The organism is Streptomyces sp. SDT5-1, assembly GCF_052245995.1.
Lineage (GTDB): Bacteria > Actinomycetota > Actinomycetes > Streptomycetales > Streptomycetaceae > Streptomyces.
On the sequence record NZ_CM125963.1, the window covers coordinates 2,107,958 to 2,128,991 of the forward strand.

Below are 21,034 nucleotides of genomic sequence, written 5' to 3' on the forward strand. Positions count from 1 at the left end.
GCACGAACCGAACTAGTCCTCCGAGGACTCCGAGGAACCGGAGGAGCCCGAAGAGGACGGACCCTCGTCGTCGGAGACCGCCTCCGACTCCGCCTCCGTGGTCGCGGCAGCCCCCTCGGCCGTGAGGAGGTTCGACAGCTGCCGGCCCACGATCCGCTTGAACTTCCGCTGCTGCGGACGCGTGCGGTCCAGGACCGCCACCTCGAGGCGCTCCGCGGGGATCTCCCGCTCGCCGCCGTTCGTGTCGCGGGACAACGCCGTCACAGCGAGCTTCAGCGCCTCCGACAGCGTCATGCCGTCCTGGTGCCGCTGGTCCAGATAGCTGCTGATCTGCTCCGCGTTGCCACCGACCGCGACCGAGCCGTGCTCGTCCACGATCGAGCCGTCGTGCGGCAGCCGGTAGATCTGGTCGCCCTCGGCCGACTGGCCGACCTCGGCGACCACCAGCTCCACCTCGTACGGCTTCTCCCCCGCGCTCGAGAAGATCGTGCCCAGCGTCTGCGCGTACACGTTCGCCAGGCCACGCGCCGTCACATCGTCGCGGTCGTACGTGTATCCACGCAGGTCCGCGTAGCGCACGCCGCCGATCCTGAGGTTCTCGTACTCGTTGTACTTGCCGGCGGCCGCGAAGCCGATCCGGTCATAGATCTCGCTGAACTTGTGCAGAGCACGGGACGGGTTCTCGCCGACGAACACGATGCCGTCGGCGTACTGCAGCACAACCAGGCTGCGACCGCGGGCGATGCCCTTGCGCGCGTACTCCGCGCGGTCGGCCATCGCCTGCTGGGGTGAGACATAGAACGGCGTCGACACCTGTTATCCGTCCCTTTCTGTCAGTGGCTCGATGAGTAGGCAACCAAGAAACAGGCGGTCGGCTAGAGCAGAGCGGCCCGCGGGCCGTCCGGCTCCTGAAGACGCCGCTCCAGGATCGACTGGGCGATCGCCGACGACTCGTCGTCCGAGAGACGCCGGAAGCCGTCCTCCGTGATCACCGTGACGATCGGGAAGATCCGCCGCGCCATGTCGGGGCCGCCCGTCGCCGAGTCGTCATCGGCCGCGTCGTACAGCGCCTGCACGACCAGCGTCGTCGCCTGCTCCTCCGTCAGGTCCTCGCGGTAGAGCTTCTTCATCGCCCCACGCGCAAACACCGAACCGGAGCCGGTGGCGGCGAAGCCGTGCTCCTCGCTGCGGCCGCCCGTGACGTCGTAGGAGAAGATCCGCCCCTTCTCACGATCCACGTCGTACCCGGCGAACAGCGGCACCACGGCGAGGCCCTGCATGGCCATGCCGAGGTTCGACCGAATCATGGTCGACAGCCTGTTCGCCTTGCCCTCCAGCGACAGCTGGGCGCCCTCGACCTTCTCGAAGTGCTCCAGCTCCAGCTGGAAGAGCTTCACCATCTCGACGGCCAGACCGGCGGTGCCGGCGATGCCGACGGCCGAGTACTCGTCGGCCGGGAAGACCTTCTCGATGTCGCGCTGCGCGATCACATTGCCCATCGTGGCGCGGCGGTCACCGGCGAGCACCACGCCGCCGGGGAACGTGGTCGCGACGATGGTCGTGCCGTGCGGGGCCTCGATGACGCCCTGCGTCGGCGGCAACTGCCGGTTGCCCGGCAGGATTTCGGGCTGGTGCTCGGACAGGAAGTCCATGAACGACGACGATCCAGGCGTCAGGAAGGCGGCCGGTAGACGCCCGGTGCTACGAGGGTTGGCTTCCACGCGTTTCCTTCCAAGTAGGCGGTGGCCCGACGGACGGTGCCGGGATCGGATCCCAACTCGCCGGTGGCCGAATTGCAGTTGAAGCACAGTACGCCACGGACCCTACCCGTCTCGTGGCAATGATCCACATGTGGTTTCGGTGCGCGTGGGCGCAGGACCTGCGAGGCCCTGCGCCCGTCGCGATCACCCGAGTGGCGTGAGGACGGCACACCCGCCGCCGTTCACGTACGTGGACTACTCTCCACCCTTTTGAACGAAGGACCGCACGAAGTCCTCCGCGTTCTCCTCCAGCACGTCGTCGATCTCGTCCAGGACGGAGTCGACGTCGTCGCTCAGCTTCTCCTGGCGCTCCTTGAGGTCCTCGGTCGACTGCTCGTCGACCGACTGCTCCTCGACCTCCTCGGTGGAGCGCGTCGCCTTCTGCTGTCCGCCGCCGGTGTCCTTGGTTGCCATGTCCAGCTCACCCCGCTCGGTTCGACATCCACGCCGGGGACGACGTGGTTCGCTCAGGTCGTTCGTGATCAGAACCCTACGCGTCGGCTCTGACATCGGCCCCGCACTTCGTCCAACGTGCGGGGCCCACCTCTGTGATTCCCCTGCCGCCGACTTTTCAGCCGCGGATCGGTGATTGATCAGCGGTGGATCGGCCCGCGGTCACTGCCCCGACAGCACCCGGACCAGGTCCTCGGCCGTGCGGCAGCGGTCCAGGAGCTCCTTCACGTGGTTCCGCGTGCCGCGCAGTGGCTCCAGGGTGGGGACCCGCTGGAGCGAGTCCCGGCCCGGCAGATCGAAGATGACCGAGTCCCAGGAGGCCGCCGCGACGTCGTCCGCGTACTGCTCCAGGCAGCGCCCGCGGAAGTACGCCCTGGTGTCCTCCGGCGGCTTCGTACGGGCGTTCTCGACCTCGGTCTCGTCCAGCAGCCGCTTCATCTTTCCGCGGGCCTCCAGACGGTTGTAGAGGCCCTTCTCGGCCCGTACGTCGGCGTACTGGAGGTCGAGGAGGTGCAGTTTGGCCGCGTCCCACTCGAGGTTGTCCCGGCGCCTGTAGCCCTCCATGAGAGAGCGCTTGGCGACCCAGTCGAGCTCGCCCGACAGGCTCATCGGATCGGACTCCAGGCGGCCGAGCACGTCCTCCCAGCGGGCCAGGACGTCCTTGGTCTGGTCGTCCGCGTCGGCCCCGAAGCGCTCCTCCACGTACTTCCTGGCGAGCTCGTAGTACTCCATCTGGAGCTGCACCGCGGTGAGTGTCCGGCCGCTACGGAGCGTGATCAGGTGCTGGAGGGACGGGTCGTGGGAGACCTGGTGGAGGGTGCGGACCGGCTGGTCCACGGCCAGGTCGACCGCGATGAATCCGTCCTCGATCATGGACAGAACGAGTGACGTGGTGCCGAGCTTGAGGTACGTCGAGATCTCGGAAAGGTTGGCGTCGCCGATGATGACGTGCAGCCGCCGGTACTTCTCGGCGTCCGCGTGCGGCTCGTCGCGGGTGTTGATGATGGGCCGCTTGAGCGTGGTCTCGAGGCCCACCTCGACCTCGAAGTAGTCCGCGCGCTGGCTCAGCTGGAAGCCGTGCTCGTGGCCGTCCTGGCCGATGCCGACGCGGCCCGCCCCCGTCACGACCTGGCGCGAGACGAAGAACGGCGTCAGGTGGCGCACGATGTCCGAGAACGGGGTCTCCCGCTTCATCAGGTAGTTCTCGTGCGTCCCGTAGGAGGCGCCCTTGTTGTCGGTGTTGTTCTTGTAGAGGTGGATGGGCTGGGCGCCGGGCAGCTGGGCCGCCCGCTCCGCGGCCTCGGCCATGATGCGCTCGCCGGCCTTGTCCCAGAGCACGGCGTCGCGCGGGTTGGTGACCTCCGGCGCGCTGTACTCGGGGTGCGCGTGGTCGACGTAGAGCCGCGCCCCGTTGGTGAGGATCACGTTGGCCAGGCCGATGTCCTCGTCGGTGAGCTGGCTGGAGTCGGCGGCCTCGCGCGCGAGGTCGAAGCCTCGCGCGTCGCGCAGCGGGTTCTCTTCCTCGAAGTCCCAGCGGGCCCTGCGGGCCCGGTGCATCGCCGCGGCGTAGGCATTGACGATCTGGGACGAGGTGAGCATGGCATTGGCGTTGGGGTGGCCGGGGACGGAGATCCCGTACTCCGTCTCGATGCCCATTACTCGCCGTACGGTCATGCGGCCCTCCTTGCCCGGCAGCGCCCTCGGTCGGGGGCGTCGCTCAAGTACCGCTGGTTCTCCGGTGCGCGTGCGGTGCCCGTCCCCGCACTGCGCGACCCGGCGGCATGGAAGAGCCTAGAACGCCTTTGCGCTGGTGGGGAGATCATTTGCCTCATTGAATTCGCTCCGCAAAACAGTCGGCTGCGGGTACCCGGTTCGGGCACCCGCAGCCACCCTGTCTTTTACAGGTACTGACCGGTGTTCGCCACCGTGTCGATGGAGCGTCCGGTGTCCGCGCCCTGCTTTCCGGTGACGAGCGTGCGGATGTAGACGATCCGCTCGCCCTTCTTGCCGGAGATTCGGGCCCAGTCGTCGGGGTTGGTGGTGTTGGGCAGGTCCTCGTTCTCCTTGAACTCGTCGATGCAAGCCTGGAGGAGGTGGGAGACCCTGAGCCCCTTCTGGTTCTGGTCGAGGAAGGCCTTGATGGCCATCTTCTTGGCGCGGCCGACGATGTTCTCGATCATTGCGCCGGAGTTGAAGTCCTTGAAGTACAGGACTTCCTTGTCGCCATTGGCGTACGTCACCTCGAGGAAGCGGTTTTCCTCGGATTCGGCGTACATCTGCTCCACGGCCGTCTGGATCATGGCGTGGACGGTGGCCGCCTTGTCGTTGCTGTGCTCGTCGAGGTCGTCGAGGTGCAGCGGGAGACGTTCGGTGAGGTACTTGCCGAAGATGTCCTTGGCGGCCTCGGCGTCCGGGCGCTCGATCTTGATCTTCACGTCGAGTCGTCCGGGGCGCAGAATGGCCGGGTCGATCATGTCCTCGCGGTTCGAGGCACCGATCACGACCACGTTCTGGAGGCCCTCCACACCGTCGATCTCGGCCAGCAGCTGCGGGACGATGGTGTTCTCCACGTCCGAGCTGACGCCCGAGCCACGGGTCCTGAACAGCGACTCCATCTCGTCGAAGAAGACGATGACGGGAGTGCCCTCGCTGGCCTTCTCACGGGCGCGCTGGAAGACGAGGCGGATCTGCCGCTCGGTCTCACCGACGTACTTGTTGAGAAGCTCGGGACCCTTGATGTTGAGGAAGTAGCTCTTGCCCTGCGCCTGTCCGGTCACTTCCGCGACCTTCTTGGCGAGGGAATTGGCCACTGCCTTGGCGATCAGTGTCTTGCCGCATCCGGGGGGCCCGTACAGGAGGACGCCCTTCGGCGGCCGCAGTTCGTGCTCCCGGTAGAGGTCCGGGTAGAGGTAGGGCAGCTCGACCGCGTCGCGGATCAGTTCGATCTGGTTGCCCAGGCCGCCGATCTGGTCGTAGCCGATGTCCGGGACCTCTTCGAGGACCAGTTCCTCTACTTCACTCTTTGGTACGACTTCGTAAACGTAGCCGGATCGGGGTTCGAGCAGGAGGGCGTCGCCGGGGCGGATGGTGACGTCCAGCAGCGGCTCGGCGAGCCGTACCACCCGTTCCTCGTCGGTGTGCCCGACCACGAGGGCTCGATCGCCGTCCTCGAGGATCTCCTTGAGGGTGACGATGTCACCGACGCTCTCGAACTCCATGGCCTCGACCACGTTGAGCGCTTCATTGAGCATGAGTTCCTGGCCGCGCCGGAGCTCTTCGAGCTCGACGCTTGGGCTCACGTTCACGCGGAGTTTGCGGCCGCCGGTGAAGATGTCGGCGGTGCCGTCCTCGTTCGCCGAGAGGAAGACTCCGAAGCCTGCCGGTGGTTGTGCGAGCCGGTCGACTTCTTCCTTGAGGGCCACGATTTGGTCGCGGGCCTCACGGAGCGTGTTGGCGAGCCGCTCGTTCTGGGCGGACACGCCGGCCAGGTTGGTCTGCAGCTCGACGATCCGCTCTTCGAGAATCCTCGTGTGACGCGGAGAGTCGGCGAGCTTGCGCCGCAGGACGGCGATTTCCTGCTCGAGATAGGCAACCTGCCCGGCCGGGTCGTCGGACCCTCGTCCCGGGCGGATGCCGCGGTTGATGTCGTCGTCGTGGGCTGCCACGGTCCTCACCTCCTCCAAGGGGAGCTGGACGCTTCCAGACCCTACCTGGGCGGGTGTCGATTGAAACCCCTAGATCAAAAAGACGGTGGGGGTGTGTCCGATCTTCACCCTTGCGCTCTCCCTCACGCCAGGGGAATACCCACCCAACAACATCGGAAAGCGGCCGGTTGTAGGGTCGAACTGTTCAACACCCGTCAGGCTTGGCCGGACTTGCTCCTCTGAAGGAGGTTTTCGGGGGCCGCGACGCAGGAAACGGCAGGAGACATGACCGTGCGGCAAGAGGCCGGATCCGATACCGACAGCAGCGTTCCGCTGGAGGTGTGGATCGACCAGGATCTGTGCACCGGGGACGGTATCTGCGCGCAGTACGCTCCGGAGGTCTTCGAGCTGGACATCGACGGTCTCGCGTATGTGAAGAGCGCGGACGACGAGCTGTTGCAGGACGTGGGCGCGTCAACGCCCGTGCCGCTTCCGCTTCTCACCGATGTGGTGGCCTCGGCGAAGGAATGTCCTGGGGACTGCATCCATGTGCGGCGCGTTTCGGACAAGGTCGAGGTGCACGGGCCGGACGCGGAGTGAACGCGCGGTAGCGAATCGTGTGCGAACGGGCCCTGTCCGCCGGTTTCCGGCGGACAGGGCCCGTTGTACGTGGTGTCAGGCGGCGCGGGCCTCGGAGGGCGTGGAGCGGACGAACGCCCCGTCCTTCCACTGCCACTTGGCCTTCTCGTGGACGTCGGGGCGGTAGCGCGGCACCGAGGGCGAGGAGTAGCCGTCGAGGTCGGCGAGGACCGAGCCGTCCTGTATCGCGAGCGCGGTCGCGGAGTAGTCGTCCTTCGGGGTGACGAGGGTGGCCACCACGCGGGGCTTGGCACCGGCGGGCTGGGTCACGACGTAGATGCCGCTGGGCGGCGTGCCCACGCCGGCGTCGCAGCGCACCACGGCGACCGTCTCGGGGCGTCCGTCGCCGTCGAGGTCGCCGGTGGCCTTCTGGACGACCTTGGTCTTGACGGGCCCGCAGTCGAGCGGGAAGCGGACGGCGGAGGGATCGGGCGGGGCGACGGCCGCGGGCTTGTGCGCGGGCGCCTTGCCGTCGGACTGGGCCGCGGTGGCGGCGTCGGGCTGGAGGAAGCCGGAGGCCGCGACGACGGCGGCGAGGGCGGCCGCGGTGGCCAGCCAGTGGATGGGGCGGGTGGTGGTGTGCGCCAGTTCCGGGACGGCGGGTTGCTGCACGAGGAGCGTCTCCTGTGAAGGGCTGTGCCGGTGGGGGTGGCCAGCATCGTGCCATACGTCACAGTGCGCGGGAACGGCGGGGTCCGTTCTTTTCTGCGGTGATGTCCGGTCCTGGTGCTGCCGCTTCGCCAACGTACGGGCGCCGCCGCCGAGTTCCCGCTGGTGCGGGGGAACTCGACGGCGGCGCTTTCACGTTGTGCGGTGGTACGGGTGGCGGTGGCTCAGCGGCCCCGGTTGCCCCCGTCGGCGTTCGGGCCGTCGTAGTCCTCGCCGTAGGCGCCCTTGGCGGGGCGGCGGCGGCGCATGGGCGGCTCGACGCCGTCCGCGAGGCGGCGGGCGGTGAGGAGGAAGCCGGTGTGGCCGATCATCCGGTGGTCGGGGCGGACGGCGAGGCCCTCCACGTGCCAGTTGCGGATCATCGACTCCCAGGAGGTCGGCTCGTTGAAGCAGCCGATCTCGCGGATGGACTCGACCGTGCGGGCGAGCTGCGTGGTGGTGGCCACGTAGCAGCACAGGATGCCGCCGGGGACGAGCGCCTTCTTGACGACGTCGAGGCACTCCCAGGGGGCGAGCATGTCGAGGATGACGCGGTCGACGTCGGTGTCGACCAGGTTGTCCTGGAGGTCGCCGACGGTCAGCTCCCACGCGGGGTGGGGGCCGCCGAAGTAGCGCTCGACGTTGCCCTTGGCGATCTCGGCGAAGTCCTCGCGGCGCTCGTAGGAGTGCAGCATGCCGTGGTCGCCGATGGCGCGCAGCAGGAAGCTGCTGAGCGAGCCTGAGCCCACGCCCGCTTCCACGACGCGGGCGCCGGGGAAGATGTCGGCGAAGGCGAGGATCTGCCCCGCGTCCTTGGGGTAGACCACGGCGGCGCCGCGGGGCATGGACAGGACGTAGTCGGGGAGCAGGGGGCGCAGCGCGAGGTAGGCGACGTTTCCGGTGGTGCGGACAACGCTGCCCTCGGGTGCGCCGATCAGCTCGTCGTGCGGGAAGGAACCCTTGTGGGTGTGGAAGTTCTTTCCCTCTTCGAGCGTGAACGTGTAGTGGCGGCCCTTGGGGTCGGTCAGCTGAACCTGGTCCCCGACCTTGAAGGGCCCGCGCCTGCGGGCGGCACCGGTCGGTTCGGACATGTGAACAGACTACCGGGCCGCGCGCGGGCCGCCGACCACAGTGCGGCCTCCAGGGCTGCTACGAGGGGCGGGCCATGGCCTTGACGAAGGCGCGCTCGACGTCGGCGGCGGACAGGACGCCGTAGATGGCGCCGTTCTCCTCGACGACCAGGTACTCGGTGGCGGGGGTGGCGCGCAGGGTGTCGAGGAGTTCCTCGCCGGCGAGCTCGGCGGAGACCCGCATGCCGTCGGTCAGCTCCTGGGCGAGTCCGCTGACGGGGACCCAGGGGCGGCGGTGCTCGGGGACGCCGACGATGGCGGCCTCGCGCACGAGGGAGTGCGGGTCGCCGTCCGGGTCGACGACGACGAGGGCGCGGGCCCCGGCCTCGTTCGCGCGGCGGAGGGCCTCGGAGAGCGGGGTCTCGGGCTCGACGGGGACGGCGCGCCGGGTGAGGGCGCGGGCACGCAGGTCCGGGAGGTGTTCGCGCAGGCGGGCCATGCGCAGGCTGTTGCCAGCGCCGGTCCAGATGATCGCGGCGAGGATCGCGGCGAGCAGCGCGTCCATCAGGGTGTCCATGCCGCCGGACTGTTCGGCGCCCTCGCCGAGGGCGCCGGTCTGCGTGAGCAGGGGCAGGCCGATGAGGACGCTGATGGCGAGGGCGCGGCCGACCCAGGCGGCGGCGACGGTGCCGCTCATGGGCCTGCCGGTGATCTTCCAGACGACGGCGCGGAGCATGCGGCCGCCGTCGAGGGGAAGGCCCGGCAGGAGGTTGAACGCGGCGACGATCAGGTTGGAGATCATCAGGCCCGCGAGGAGGACGCCGGGGACGGAGCCGGGCTCGACGGCCTTGCCCGCGGCGTAGAAGACGCCGGCGAGGACGAGGGACAGCAGCGGGCCCACGAAGGCGAGCACGAACTCGCGGCCGGGGGTCTCGGACTCCTTCTCGATCTCGGAGACGCCGCCGAAGAACTGGAGCTGGATGCGGCGCACCGGCAGCTTGAAGCGGAGCGCGGCGACGGTGTGGGCGAGTTCGTGGACGAGCACGGAGGCGTAGAAGGCGACCGCGAAGAAGAGGGAGACGAGGTAGCGGGCGGCGCCGAGCTCGGGCAGCACGCGGTCGAGCTGGCCGCCGAACACCCACGTGATGAGCGCGGCGACGAGGAACCAGCTGGGGGCGACGTACACGGGCACGCCGAACGGCCGTCCCATGAGCAGCCCGCCCCGCGGCTCGGGCCGCTTGGTGGGCCCCTTGGTGACGCCCTTCCGCTTCCCGGACGAGGCGACGGCCCGCTCGGGGTGGAGGTCGTGGGGGTGGGAGGGGGGCGCGTCGTCGAGCGGGGCAGGGGCGGGTGGGGTGTCGGACGGCTCGTCGGTGGCGCTCGGGGTGCTGCCCGCACCGCCTCCCGCGGCGCTGTCGGTCGCGCCTCCCGTGGCGCTGTCGGGTTCCGCCGTGGGGCGGTCCTTCGGGTCCTCGGCCGCTCGGGGCGTCTCCCGTTCGGTCGGCTCCCGGGCCTCACTGGTCTCGCGGGATTCGGTCGCGTCCGGCTCGACCGCGGCCGCCGGCCGGGGCGGCGTCGCCTCGCCGGTGCCGGACTGCGGCTGCCCGCTCTCGTCCACGGTGATCCCTCGGTCCCCTCGTTTCGAAGCGTCTCCCGCCGCCCGGCGGGACGTTCTGGCGTCGATGGTATGCGGACAGTGTCGACGGGCCCCCGTCGACTCCCCCGCGCCACGCTACGCAAGACGCGGGCCCTCGTGCAGATGCCTGACTGTCAGTGCGGACCCGTATCGTCTTACGGCATGGAGACCAGCACCGAGAAGGAGCCCGCTCCGGCCGCCGCAGCGCCGCCGCGGTCGCTCTCGCCGTCGCGCGCGAGCGATTTCATGCAGTGCCCGCTGCTGTACCGGTTCCGGGTGATCGACAAGCTGCCGGAGAAGCCGAGCGAGGCGGCGACCCGGGGCACGCTGGTCCATGCCGTCCTTGAGCGCCTGTTCGACGCGCCCGCGGCGGAGCGGACCGCGCCGCGCGCCGCGTCCCTGATCCCCGGGCAGTGGGAGCGGCTGCGGGAGTCGCGGCCCGAGCTCGCGGAGCTGTTCGCGGAGGACGACGAGGCGGCCGCGGGCGAGCGGATGACGCGCTGGCTCGGCGACGTCGAGCGGCTCGTGGAGCGGTGGTTCACGCTGGAGGATCCGACGCGGCTCGAGCCCGTCGAGCGGGAGCTGTTCGTCGAGGCCGAGCTGGATTCGGGACTGAAGCTGCGCGGGATCATCGACCGGGTGGACGTGGCGCCGACCGGCGAGGTCCGCATCGTCGACTACAAGACGGGCAAGGCGCCCCGCCCCGAGTACGCGGAGGGCGCGCTGTTCCAGATGAAGTTCTACGCGCTGGTGGTGTGGCGCCTGAAGGGCGTCGTGCCGCGCCGTCTTCAGCTGGTGTATCTCGGCAGCGGTGACGTGGTGACGTACGACCCGGTGGTCGCGGACCTGGAGCGGGTGGAGCGGAAGCTGCACGCGCTGTGGGAGGCGATCCAGCAGGCCACGGAGACCGGGGACTGGCGGCCGAGACCGACGAAGCTGTGCGGGTGGTGCGACCACCAGGCGGTGTGCCCCGAGTTCGGTGGCACTCCCCCGCCGTATCCGCTCCAGGTGTCGGTGGCACCGGCGGCCGGGGCGCGGGACGCCGCGCAGGCATAGCAGGGCAGAATGGGCCGCCCGGTCTATCGAAGGAGATTTTCGTGGCCATCCGCGTCCTACTGGTCGACGACCAGCCGCTGCTCCGTACGGGCTTCCGCATGATTCTCGAGGCCGAGCAGGACATCGCGGTGGTCGGTGAGGCCGGGGACGGTCTTCAGGCCCTCGACCAGGTCCGTGCCCTCCAGCCCGACGTGGTCCTGATGGACATCCGGATGCCGCGGATGGACGGCGTGGAGGCGACCCGGCAGATCTCGGGTCCCGGCAAGGACGGTCCGGCGAAGGTCCTGGTGCTGACCACGTTCGATCTCGACGAGTACGTGGTGGAGGCGCTGAAGGCCGGCGCGAGCGGCTTCCTGCTGAAGGACGCGCCGGCGGGCGAGCTGGTGCAGGCGATCCGGGTGGTGGCGGCGGGCGAGGCGATGCTCGCGCCGAGCATCACGCGCCGCCTGCTCGACAAGTACGCGGACCACCTGCCGTCGGGGGACGAGCCGGTCCCGGACACGCTGCACACGCTGACGGAGCGCGAGGTGGAGGTCCTGAAGCTGGTCGCGCGCGGCCTGTCGAACGCCGAGATCGCCGCGGATCTGTTCGTGAGCGAGACGACCGTGAAGACGCATGTCGGCCACGTCCTGACCAAGCTCGGCCTGCGCGACCGGGTGCAGGCGGCGGTCTACGCGTACGAGAGCGGCCTGGTCCGCCCCGGCGCCCAGTAACCCGGCACGCCTGCCGCCCCGTCGGCGCCTGGCAAGGCAACGCGCCGCAGGCGGAAACTCCCCGGGAAACCGTCCCGGCGCGCCTCCGGTCCTGTCGCCTCGTCGCCGTCCGGGAGGCCGCAGCCCCCTCCAGGGCCACAGCAAACCGCCCCGGCCCCACACGGGCCGGGGCGGTTTGACGTCGGGGGTCAGCCCTTGCTGATTTCCCAGAAGCGGAAGACCGTCGACGCGTCGAGGCAGTTCTCCAGGCCGTAGACGTCGGACTTGGCGACCGCGTACTGCTTGGCCTGCCAGACCGGCAGGATCGGCAGCTCGTCGGCGACGATGTTCTGGAGCTGCTCGTAGCGCGGCGTCGTCGCGGAGCGGTCGCTCTGGGCGCCGGTCTCCGGGATGATCTTGTCGCTGAGCGTCCGGTTGTCGTAGCGGTTGTCGAGGACGTTGCCCTTGCCGAAGAACGGCTGGGTGAAGTTGTCCGGGTCCGGGTAGTCCGGCACCCAGCCCTTGACGTAGACGCCGTACTTGCCGGACTTGATGTCCCGCTCGTACTGGGCGAACTCCACGGACTTCACGTCGGCGTCGAAGAGGCCGCTGGCGTTGAGCTGCTTGGCGATGGTCTTCAGCTCGGCGTCGGTGGCGGGACCGTAGCGCGCGGGCGTGGACCAGAGCGTGAGCTTGACCGGCGTGCTGATGCCGTCGGCGCGCAGCGCGGCCGCCGCCCTGCTCTTGGAGGGGCGGGCGCCGTACTTGTCGAAGAAGGCGGTGTTGTGGCCGGTGATGCCCGCCGGAATGATCGAGTACAGCGACGTGGCGGTCTGGTCGTACACGTCGTCGATGAGGGCGTCGCGGTCGATCAGGTAGGCCATCGCCTTGCGGACGCCGATCTTGCCCGCGACCGGGTCGTCCATGTTGAAGACGAGGTGCTGGACCTCGGCGCTGGTGCCCTCGATGACGTCCATGTCCTTGGTGCCGGACTTCTGGATGTCGGCGACGTCCTTGGCGGCGAGACCGCGGTAGGCGAGGTCGAGCTTCCCGCCGAGCAGGGACTTCTTGAGGCCCGCCTGGTCGCCGTGGAAGAACTTCATGGTGACGCCGTGGTTCTTGACCTTGGCGGTGCCCTGGTACTTCGCGTTGACCGAGAAGTCGGCCTGCTTCTTTCCGAAGGAGTCGAGCTTGTACGGGCCCGAGCCGACGGCCTTGCCGTCCGTGCGGAGCTTGTCGGCGGGGTACGCGGTGTGGTCGACGATCGATCCGGCGCCCGAGGCTATCTTGCTGGGGAAGGTCGCGTCGGCGGACTTCAGCCGGAAGACGACGGTCTTGGCGTCCGGGGTCTCGACCTTGTCCAGCATCGGGAACATGATCGCCGGGCCGGCCTCGTCGTTGATCTTCATCATCCGGTCGAAGGAGAACTTGACGTCCTTCGACGTGAGCGCGTGCCCGTTGCTGAACTCCAGTCCCGACCGGAGCGTGCACCGGTAGACCTTGGTGGCGCTGTCGCTGAAGTGGCACTCCTTGGCGGCTTCCGGCTGGGGTTCGGTGCCCCCGTTGGGGAAGCTGAGCAGCGACTGGAAGACGTTGTTGAACAGCAGCCACGAGCCGGGGTCGTAGCCGGAGGCCGGGTCGGTGGCCTGGATGTCGTCGGACATTCCCATGACGACGGCGTTGCCGCCGTCGGCGGAGTTGCTCTCATCAGAGCCACAGCCGGTCAGGAGTGCCGCGGCGAGTCCCGCGCCGAGGGGCATGGCCAGCCACTTGTTGCGCTTTCTCACGTACGTGCCTTGTCGTCGTTCGAGCGGACGGGCTGGGACCGGCCCGCGAGTGGACCGGCCCCGGGTGGGCTCAGCCGCTGACGCCGCGGCCCAGCTCCCACAGCTGGAGGACGGAGGAGGCGGACAGCGCCCACTCCACCCCGGTGATGTCGTCGCGCGCGGCGACGTACTGCTTGCCCTGCCACAGCGGGAGGACCGGCACGTCGTCGGCGACGATGTTCTGGATCTGCTGGATGCTCTTGGAGGCGGTGAGCCGGTCGGCCTCGCGGCGCTCGGCCGGGATCAGGTCACTGCGGATCCGACCGTTGACGTACGGGGACGACAGGAAGTTGTCCTTGTCGAGGAACGGCGCGAGGAAGTTGTCGGCGTCCGGGAAGTCGGGGAACCAGCCGAGGCCGTAGACGTCGTACTTCCCCTTGAGCTGGGCGTCGCGGTAGGTGTCCCAGACGTCGCCCTTGATGTCGACGTGGAAGAGCCCGCTGGCGTTCAGCTGCTTCTGGAGGAGCTCGAACTCCTTCTTCGTCGCCGGACCGTAGTGGTCGCTCGTGTAGTGCAGGGTCAGCTTCACCGGAGTGCTGATGTTCGCCTGCTGGAGGATCGAGCGCGCCTTGGAGGTGCTGGGGTTGCCGTACTTGTTGAAGAACGAGTTCTGGTGGCCCGTGATGCCGCTGGGGACGAGGGAGTACAGCGGCTCCGCGGCGGTGCCGTAGACCTTGGAGGCGATCTCGCCGCGGTCGACGAGCTGCGCCATGGCCTGCCGGACGGCCTTGTCCTCGACGGTGGTCGCGCGGGTGTTGAAGCCGAGGTAGCGGATCTCCATGCCCGGCATCTCGACCAGGTTGACGTTCTTCGGCGCGTCGTCGGAGTACTTCTTGATCTGCTCGGGCGACATGGAGCGCGACATCATGTCGATCTTGCCCTTCTCCAGCGCCTCGCCCATGGCGTCGGAGCTGGTGAAGGAGTCCAGTTCGACCTTGTCGTTCTTCGGCTTCAACTGACCCTTGTAGTGCGGGTTCTTGGTGAAGACGGTCTTGACGACGGCGTCGTTCTTGACCTGCGCCTTGAGCGTGTACGGGCCGGAGCCGCTCACCTCGAAGCCGTTGCGGAGCTTGTTCTTCGGGTACTTGGAGGGCTCGACGATGCCCGCGGAGGGCGTGGCCAGCTTGTACGGGAAGGTGGCGTCCGGGGACTTGAGGTGGAAGATCACCTCGCGGTCGCCCTGCGTCTCGATGGTGTCGATCGAGGAGAGCAGGCCGTACGAGCCGCTGTCGCTCTTGATGTTGCGGACGCGGTCGATGGAGTACTTCACGTCGGCCGCGGTGACGGGCTTGCCGTCGGAGAACTTCAGGCCCTTGCGGAGCTTGCAGGCGTAGCGCTCACTGCCGCTGTCGGAGAAGATGCAGCTCTCCGCGGCCTCCGGCACGGGGTCGCCGCTGCCGCTGCGCGGCATCGCCATGAGCGTCTGCACGGTCTGGCGCAGCACGTTCCAGGACCCGGTGTCGTAGGCGTACGCGGGGTCGAAGGGCGCGGGCACCTTGCCGGAGGCGATGAACCGGTCCGTGGTGCCGACCTTGATCGCGTCGCCGCCCGCGTCGCCGCTGTCGGACCCGCCGCACGCGGCGAGCACGGGGGCCAGCAGACCGATGACGGCCGGCAGCACCAAAGTCTTGCGGTTCATGCTCGAAATTCTCCAGAGCTGTTGAACCCGTCGGTTCCGGCGTGAGGGGTGGGACGCCTGGGCGACGGGAGGGTACGGCGATGTTCTCGCGACGACATTAATGGGCGTGCCGTCACGGTTCGCGGGCGCGGGAGCGGGGCGCCCATCACGCTGTGGAATCAGGCGTGGACGCACCGAAAACACCTCAGGAGGAAGGTTCGGCGCAGGGGGTGCCCAATCGGGACACAAGGGCACTCCCCCGGGCACGTAAAGCGGTCAACCAGCACGCACTCGGGCACCTGTCGACCCTCATGCAAGTGGGAAAGGTCACACCTCGGACACGGTGGTTGTAGGAGCCGATTCGGCCACTCGGCAAGGCTTCACGGCGTCATGAGGCCCTGGAGGAAAGGCACGTTGACGTGTTCGAGGGAGCGGACGACGGTGCGCCGGGGCGCGGGGTCGATCGGGGCGACGGACGGCACCGCGACGACGTGGCAGCCGGCCGCCTCCGCCGAGGTGACGCCGGTGGCGGTGTCCTCGATGACGGCGCAGCGGGCGGGCTCGGCGCCGAGGCCGGAGGCGGCGAGGAGGTACGGGTCGGGGTGCGGCTTGGTGCGTGAGACCTCGTCACCCGCGACGGTGAGCCGGAAGTTGTCGGCTCCGAGCGAGTGCAGGACGCGGTCGATGATGCGCCGGTGGGAGGCCGAGACGAGGGCCGCGGGCACATCGTGCGCGGCCAGCTCGGCGAGGAGTCTCGCGGCGCCCGGCATCAGCGGCAGGGAGCGGCTGATGCGCTTCTCGAAGCCCTCGTTGAGGAGGACGGTCAGCTCGGGCACGGTGATGTCGGCGCCGGTGGCCTCGATGAGGAAGCCGGCGCTGCGGGTCATGGGGCCGCCGACGACGACATGCCGCCAGGAGTCGTCGAGGGTGTGGCCGAGTTCGGCGAAGACGGCCACCTCGGCATCCCACCAGAATCCCTCGGTGTCGACGAGTGTTCCGTCCATGTCGAGGAGCACGGCCTGAAGGGTGGAGCCTTCGGCCGTTCGGGTACCGAGTGCGGGGACCGTACTGGTCATCCGTACACCTCCATGAGGGACGAAGAGGCCGGTCGCCCCTTTTCGAACACAAGGGGCAACCGGCCTGCGCTGGACCGACCAGTGTACGACTGTTCGGAATTACCGCGCGTTGAAGTACTTCGCCTCGGGGTGATGGATGACGATCGCGTCGGTGGACTGCTCGGGGTGCAGCTGGAACTCCTCGCTGAGCTGCACGCCGATCCGCTCCGGCTCCAGCAGGTCGGCGATCTTCGCGCGGTCCTCCAGGTTCGGGCAGGCGCCGTAGCCGAGGGAGAAGCGGGCGCCCCGGTACTTCAGGGCGAACATGTCCTCCATCTCGGCCGGGTCCTCGCCCGCGAAGCCCAGCTCGGAGCGGACGCGGGCGTGCCAGTACTCGGCGAGCGCCTCCGCCAACTGCACGGACAGGCCGTGCAGTTCGAGGTAGTCGCGGTAGGAGTCGGACGCGAACAGCTTCGCCGTCTCCTCGCCGATCCGCGAGCCGACGGTGACGACCTGGAGGCCGACGACGTCGGTCTCGCCGGACTCCTCCGGGCGGAAGAAGTCGGCGAGGCACAGGCGGCGGCCCCGGCGCTGGCGGGGGAACGTGAACCGGGTCCGCTCGTTGCCCGCGTCGTCCAGGATGATCAGGTCGTCGCCCTTGGACACGCACGGGAAGTAGCCGTGCACGACGGCCGCTTCCAGCATGTTCTCCGTGTGCAGCTTGTCGAGCCAGCCGCGAAGCCGCGGCCGGCCGTCGGTCTCCACCAGCTCCTCGTACGTCGGCCCGTCGCCGGTACGGGCCTGGCGCAGGCCCCACTGGCCCTTGAACAGGGCGCCCTCGTCGAGCCAGGAGGCGTACTCCTTGAGCTGGATGCCCTTGATGACGCGGGTGCCCCAGAACGGCGGCTCGGGGACCGGGTTGTCGACGGCGACGTCGGAGCGCACGGGCCCCTCGTCGGGCTGCTCCTCGATCACCACGTCGCGCTTGGGCACGCGGCGCTGCTTCAGCTCGGGAAGCGTCGCGCCGGGCACGCCGCGCTTGACGGCGATGAGCGCGTCCATGAGGCGCAGGCCCTCGAACGCGTCGCGGGCGTAGCGGACTTCGCCCTCGTAGATCTCGTGCAGGTCCTGCTCGACGTACGCGCGGGTGAGCGCGGCGCCGCCGAGGATCACCGGGAACTCGGCGGCCAGCTTGCGCTGGTTGAGCTCCTCCAGGTTCTCCTTCATGATCACGGTCGACTTCACGAGGAGCCCGGACATGCCGATCACGTCGGCCTTGTGCTCCTCGGCCGCCTCCAGGATCGCGGAGACGGGCTGCTTGATGCCCAGGTTGACCACGTTGTAGCCGTTGTTGGACAGGATGATGTCGACGAGGTTCTTGCCGATGTCGTGGACGTCGCCGCGCACGGTGGCGAGGACGATGGTGCCCTTGCCCTCGGCGTCGGACTTCTCCATGTGCGGTTCGAGGTAGGCGACCGCGTTCTTCATGACCTCGGCGGACTGGAGCACGAACGGCAGCTGCATCTGGCCGGATCCGAACAGTTCGCCGACGACCTTCATGCCCTCCAGGAGGGTGTCGTTGACGATGTCGAGGGCGGGCCGGTCCCGCAGCGCCTCGTCGAGGTCGGCCTCCAGGCCGTTCTTCTCGCCGTCGATGATGCGCCGCTGGAGGCGCTCCTCCAGCGGGAGCGCGGCCAGCTCCTCGGCCTTGCCGGCCTTGAGGGACTTGGCGGTGGCGCCCTCGAACAGCTCCATCAGCTTCTGGAGCGGGTCGTAGCCCTCGGAGCGCCGGTCGTAGATCAGGTCGAGGGCGGCCTTGACCTGCTCCTCGTCGAACCGGGCGATCGGCAGGATCTTCGAGGCGTGCACGATCGCCGAGTCGAGCCCGGCCTTCACGCACTCGTCGAGGAACACCGAGTTCAGGACGATGCGGGCGGCCGGGTTGAGGCCGAACGAGATGTTGGACAGGCCGAGCGTCGTCTGGACGTCCGGGTGGCGGCGCTTGAGCTCGCGGATCGCCTCGATGGTGGCGATGCCGTCCTTGCGGGACTCCTCCTGGCCGGTGCAGATCGTGAACGTGAGGCAGTCGATGAGGATGTCCGACTCGTTGATGCCCCAGTTGCCGGTGAGGTCGTCGATGAGCCGTTCGGCGATGGCGACCTTGTGCTCGGGGGTGCGGGCCTGGCCCTCCTCGTCGATGGTCAGCGCGATCAGCGCGGCGCCGTGCTCCTGGGCGAGCTTGGTGACCTTCGCGAAACGGGACTCGGGGCCGTCCCCGTCCTCGTAGTTCACGGAGTTGATCACGGCGCGGCCGCCGAGCTTCTCCAGGCCCGCCTGGATGACGTCGACCTCGGTCGAGTCCAGGACGATCGGCAGCGTGGAGGCGGTGGCGAAGCGCCCGGCCAGCTCCTGCATGTCGGCGACGCCGTCGCGGCCCACGTAGTCGACGCACAGGTCGAGCATGTGCGCGCCCTCGCGGATCTGGTCGCGGGCCATCTCCACGCAGTCGTCCCAGCGGGCCTCCAGCATGGCCTCGCGGAACTTCTTCGACCCGTTGGCGTTCGTCCGCTCGCCGATCGCCAGGTACGCGGTGTCCTGCCGGAACGGCACGGTCTGGTACAGCGAGGCGGCACCCGGCTCGGGCTGCGGGGTGCGCGGGGTGGGCTCGGTGCCACGGACGCGCTCGACGACCTGGCGGAGGTGCTCGGGAGTCGAACCGCAGCAGCCGCCGATGAGCTGGAGACCGAAGTCGCGCACGAAGGTCTCGTGGGCGTCGGCCATCTCCGGAGGCGTCAGCGGGAAGTGCGCGCCGTCCTTGGTGAGGACGGGCAGGCCGGCGTTCGGCATGCACATCAGCGGCGTCTTGGAGTGCCGGGCGAGGTAGCGCAGGTGCTCGCTCATCTCGGCGGGACCCGTGGAGCAGTTCAGGCCGATCAGGTCGATGCCGAGCGGTTCGAGGGCGGTGAGCGCGGCGCCGATCTCGGAGCCGAGCAGCATCACGCCGGTGGTCTCGAAGGCGAGCGAGCAGATGAGCGGCACGCTGACGCCGAGCGCGTCCATGGCGCGGCGGGCGCCGATGAGGCTGGACTTGGTCTGGAGCAGGTCCTGCGTGGTCTCGACGATCAGCGCGTCGGCGCCGCCCGCGAGCAGACCCTCGGCGTTCTGCTGGTAGCCGTCGCGGATCGTGGCGTAGTCGATGTGGCCGAGCGAGGGCAGCTTGGTGCCGGGGCCGATGGAGCCGAGCACCCAGCGCTGCCGACCGTCCTTGGCTGCGAACTCGTCGGCGACCTCGCGGGCGATGCGGGCGCCGGATTCGGACAGCTCGTGGATCCGGTGGGCGATGTCGTACTCGCTGGCCGCCGTGTGGTTGGCGCCGAAGGTGTTGGTCTCGACGCAGTCCACACCGACGGCGTAGTACTCCTCGTGCACGGAGCGCACGATGTCGGGGCGGGTGAGGTTGAGGATCTCGTTGCAGCCCTCGAGGTTCTCGAAGTCCTCGAGGGTCGGGTCCTGCGCCTGCAGCATGGTGCCCATCGCCCCGTCGGCCACCACGACACGGGTGGCGAGGGCTTCTCGGAGGGCGTCCACGCGGGCGCGGGAATCGGTGGCGGGCGTCGGCAACGAGGCCATGAAAGTTCTCCCAGAGGTGCGACGGCTGTCGGCTTTGCGGCTCCACTCCCGGAGGCGCACCCGGTCAGGGTAGCCGGGACGATGGTCCCGTCGTGAGGGCGTCCACGGTCCGGAACGGCGTGTGCGTGTCGTGGCCGAAAGCGTGCGATGGAAATATTGGCGCACGCCGCGCTCGCAGGAGGTCGGCAACGACCGATACTGTTCAGCATTGCCGAACGTTGCATGGCAACTCCAGCCTGCGACCTGTCGCGAGAAGAACCGAGGGAGGAAGGGACTGCGATGGCACGCAACATCCAGTCGCTCGAAAGGGCCGCGGCCATGCTCCGGTTGCTCGCGGGCGGCGAGCGGCGGCTCGGCCTCTCCGACATCGCGGCGGCGCTCGGCCTCGCCAAGGGCACGGCCCACGGCATCCTGCGCACGCTGCAGGCCGAGGGCTTCGTGGAGCAGGACTCCACCTCGGGCCGCTACCAGCTGGGCGCGGAGCTGCTGCGCCTCGGCAACAGCTATCTGGACGTCCACGAGCTGCGGGCGCGCGCGCTGGTGTGGACGGACGACCTGGCCCGCTCCAGCGGCGAGGCGGTCTACCTGGGCGTACTGCACCAGCAGGGCGTGCTGATCGTGCACCACGTGTTCCGGCCCGACGACAGCCGGCAGGTCCTGGAGGTCGGCGCGATGCAGCCGCTGCACTCCACGGCCCTCGGCAAGGTGCTCTCCGCGTACGACCCGGTGGCGCACAGCGAGGTCCTGGAGGCCGAGCGCAAGGACTTCACGGCCCGTACGGTGTGCGATCCGGTGGACCTGGAGGGCGTCCTCGACCTCACCCGGGCGCGCGGGTACGCCGCCGACATCGAGGAGACGTGGGAGGGCGTGGCCTCGGTCGCGGCCCCGATCCACGACCGGCACCGGATGCCGGTGGGCGCCGTGGGCATCACGGGCGCCGTGGAGCGCGTGTGCCGGGACGCCGATGACGGGACCCCGACCGCGCTGCGCCCCGAGCTGATCGCCGCCGTACGCGACTGTGCCCGCGCCGTGTCGCGGGACCTGGGCGCCTCCCGCTTCTGAGCCCGCAGGGTCGCCGCGCGCCCTCTGGTCACCGCCTCAGGTGACTCAAGGTGCAGACCACACCATTCCGGGCGACCATCGTTGGACGCCCCACGGCGCTGCCGCCCACCGCCGCAGGCCGACAACTCAAGGCGATCAATAACGATCGCGCATTCGACAAGAGATCCCTTGACGAGCCGGGAACCCCGGAGCGAGACTCGCGTCCATCGGTCGGCATTGTCGAACACCTACCGGCAATACGCGTT

Annotated in this window: 16 protein-coding genes and 1 pseudogene; 4 read left to right on the forward strand and 13 right to left on the reverse strand. The window is 69.1% G+C overall.

The window, feature by feature from the left end; all coding sequences use genetic code 11:
- Window positions 1-12: 12 nt before the first annotated feature.
- The 6 genes and pseudogenes from prcA to arc all read right to left on the reverse strand — a co-directional run bounded on the left by prcA (window position 13) and on the right by arc (window position 5,878).
- Complete coding sequence (prcA, locus tag ACTWJ8_RS09880; RefSeq protein WP_356387437.1) at window positions 13-813, reverse strand: proteasome subunit alpha; 801 nt, start codon at window positions 811-813, stop codon at window positions 13-15.
- Window positions 814-875: 62 nt separating this feature from the next.
- On the reverse strand, window positions 876-1,721 hold the full coding sequence (gene prcB, locus ACTWJ8_RS09885; RefSeq protein WP_356387440.1) for a proteasome subunit beta: 846 nt from the start codon (window positions 1,719-1,721) through the stop codon (window positions 876-878).
- Window positions 1,673-1,906 (reverse strand): annotated as a pseudogene (locus ACTWJ8_RS09890) (endonuclease domain-containing protein); the annotation flags it as partial. The pseudogene ACTWJ8_RS09890 and the gene prcB, both read right to left, overlap by 49 nt.
- A 49-nt stretch (window positions 1,907-1,955) precedes the next feature.
- Window positions 1,956-2,174, reverse strand: a complete 219-nt coding sequence (locus tag ACTWJ8_RS09895; RefSeq protein WP_356387443.1) for a ubiquitin-like protein Pup — start codon at window positions 2,172-2,174, stop codon at window positions 1,956-1,958.
- Window positions 2,175-2,375: 201 nt separating this feature from the next.
- The gene (gene dop, locus ACTWJ8_RS09900; RefSeq protein WP_356387446.1) at window positions 2,376-3,887 is read right to left on the reverse strand and encodes a depupylase/deamidase Dop; all 1,512 of its coding nucleotides are present in this window, start codon (window positions 3,885-3,887) and stop codon (window positions 2,376-2,378) included.
- Between the two features lie 224 nt (window positions 3,888-4,111).
- Window positions 4,112-5,878, reverse strand: a complete 1,767-nt coding sequence (gene arc, locus ACTWJ8_RS09905) for a proteasome ATPase (protein WP_356387449.1) — start codon at window positions 5,876-5,878, stop codon at window positions 4,112-4,114.
- Window positions 5,879-6,142: 264 nt separating this feature from the next.
- Between arc and ACTWJ8_RS09910 the strand changes: the two genes are divergently transcribed.
- Entirely contained in the window at window positions 6,143-6,457 is a 315-nt protein-coding gene (locus ACTWJ8_RS09910; RefSeq protein ID WP_356387452.1) for a ferredoxin, read from the forward strand.
- A gap of 75 nt (window positions 6,458-6,532) precedes the next feature.
- Here the strand turns inward: ACTWJ8_RS09910 and ACTWJ8_RS09915 are convergent, their stop codons facing one another.
- The 3 genes from ACTWJ8_RS09915 to ACTWJ8_RS09925 all read right to left on the reverse strand — a co-directional run bounded on the left by ACTWJ8_RS09915 (window position 6,533) and on the right by ACTWJ8_RS09925 (window position 9,832).
- The gene (locus tag ACTWJ8_RS09915) at window positions 6,533-7,108 is read right to left on the reverse strand and encodes a hypothetical protein (protein WP_356387454.1); all 576 of its coding nucleotides are present in this window, start codon (window positions 7,106-7,108) and stop codon (window positions 6,533-6,535) included.
- A 221-nt stretch (window positions 7,109-7,329) separates the two neighbouring features.
- Window positions 7,330-8,235 (reverse strand): tRNA (adenine-N1)-methyltransferase, encoded by a 906-nt coding sequence (locus ACTWJ8_RS09920; protein WP_356387457.1) that lies wholly within the window; start codon window positions 8,233-8,235, stop codon window positions 7,330-7,332.
- Between the two features lie 58 nt (window positions 8,236-8,293).
- A complete protein-coding gene (locus tag ACTWJ8_RS09925) occupies window positions 8,294-9,832 on the reverse strand; it encodes a site-2 protease family protein (RefSeq protein WP_356387460.1) in 1,539 nt (512 codons plus the stop codon).
- A 180-nt stretch (window positions 9,833-10,012) separates the two neighbouring features.
- On the opposite strand from ACTWJ8_RS09925, the gene ACTWJ8_RS09930 reads away from it, so the two are divergent.
- Window positions 10,013-10,906, forward strand: a complete 894-nt coding sequence (locus ACTWJ8_RS09930) for a RecB family exonuclease (RefSeq protein WP_356387463.1) — start codon at window positions 10,013-10,015, stop codon at window positions 10,904-10,906.
- A gap of 41 nt (window positions 10,907-10,947) precedes the next feature.
- On the forward strand, window positions 10,948-11,619 hold the full coding sequence (locus ACTWJ8_RS09935) for a response regulator (protein WP_266721484.1): 672 nt from the start codon (window positions 10,948-10,950) through the stop codon (window positions 11,617-11,619).
- 188 nt (window positions 11,620-11,807) lie between these two features.
- On the opposite strand, the gene ACTWJ8_RS09940 is transcribed toward ACTWJ8_RS09935, so the two are convergent.
- The 4 genes from ACTWJ8_RS09940 to metH all read right to left on the reverse strand — a co-directional run bounded on the left by ACTWJ8_RS09940 (window position 11,808) and on the right by metH (window position 19,727).
- Window positions 11,808-13,358: an ABC transporter substrate-binding protein gene (locus tag ACTWJ8_RS09940; protein ID WP_443264851.1), complete on the reverse strand. Its 1,551-nt coding sequence runs from the start codon at window positions 13,356-13,358 to the stop codon at window positions 11,808-11,810.
- Window positions 13,359-13,455: 97 nt separating this feature from the next.
- A complete protein-coding gene (locus ACTWJ8_RS09945) occupies window positions 13,456-15,063 on the reverse strand; it encodes an ABC transporter substrate-binding protein (protein ID WP_356387469.1) in 1,608 nt (535 codons plus the stop codon).
- A 359-nt stretch (window positions 15,064-15,422) separates the two neighbouring features.
- Window positions 15,423-16,118, reverse strand: coding sequence for an HAD family hydrolase (locus ACTWJ8_RS09950; protein ID WP_356387472.1), 696 nt, complete (start codon window positions 16,116-16,118; stop codon window positions 15,423-15,425).
- A gap of 99 nt (window positions 16,119-16,217) precedes the next feature.
- The gene (gene metH, locus ACTWJ8_RS09955) at window positions 16,218-19,727 is read right to left on the reverse strand and encodes a methionine synthase (protein WP_443263611.1); all 3,510 of its coding nucleotides are present in this window, start codon (window positions 19,725-19,727) and stop codon (window positions 16,218-16,220) included.
- Between the two features lie 279 nt (window positions 19,728-20,006).
- Between metH and ACTWJ8_RS09960 the strand changes: the two genes are divergently transcribed.
- On the forward strand, window positions 20,007-20,789 hold the full coding sequence (locus ACTWJ8_RS09960) for an IclR family transcriptional regulator (RefSeq protein WP_443263612.1): 783 nt from the start codon (window positions 20,007-20,009) through the stop codon (window positions 20,787-20,789).
- The last annotated feature ends 245 nt before the right edge of the window (window positions 20,790-21,034 follow it).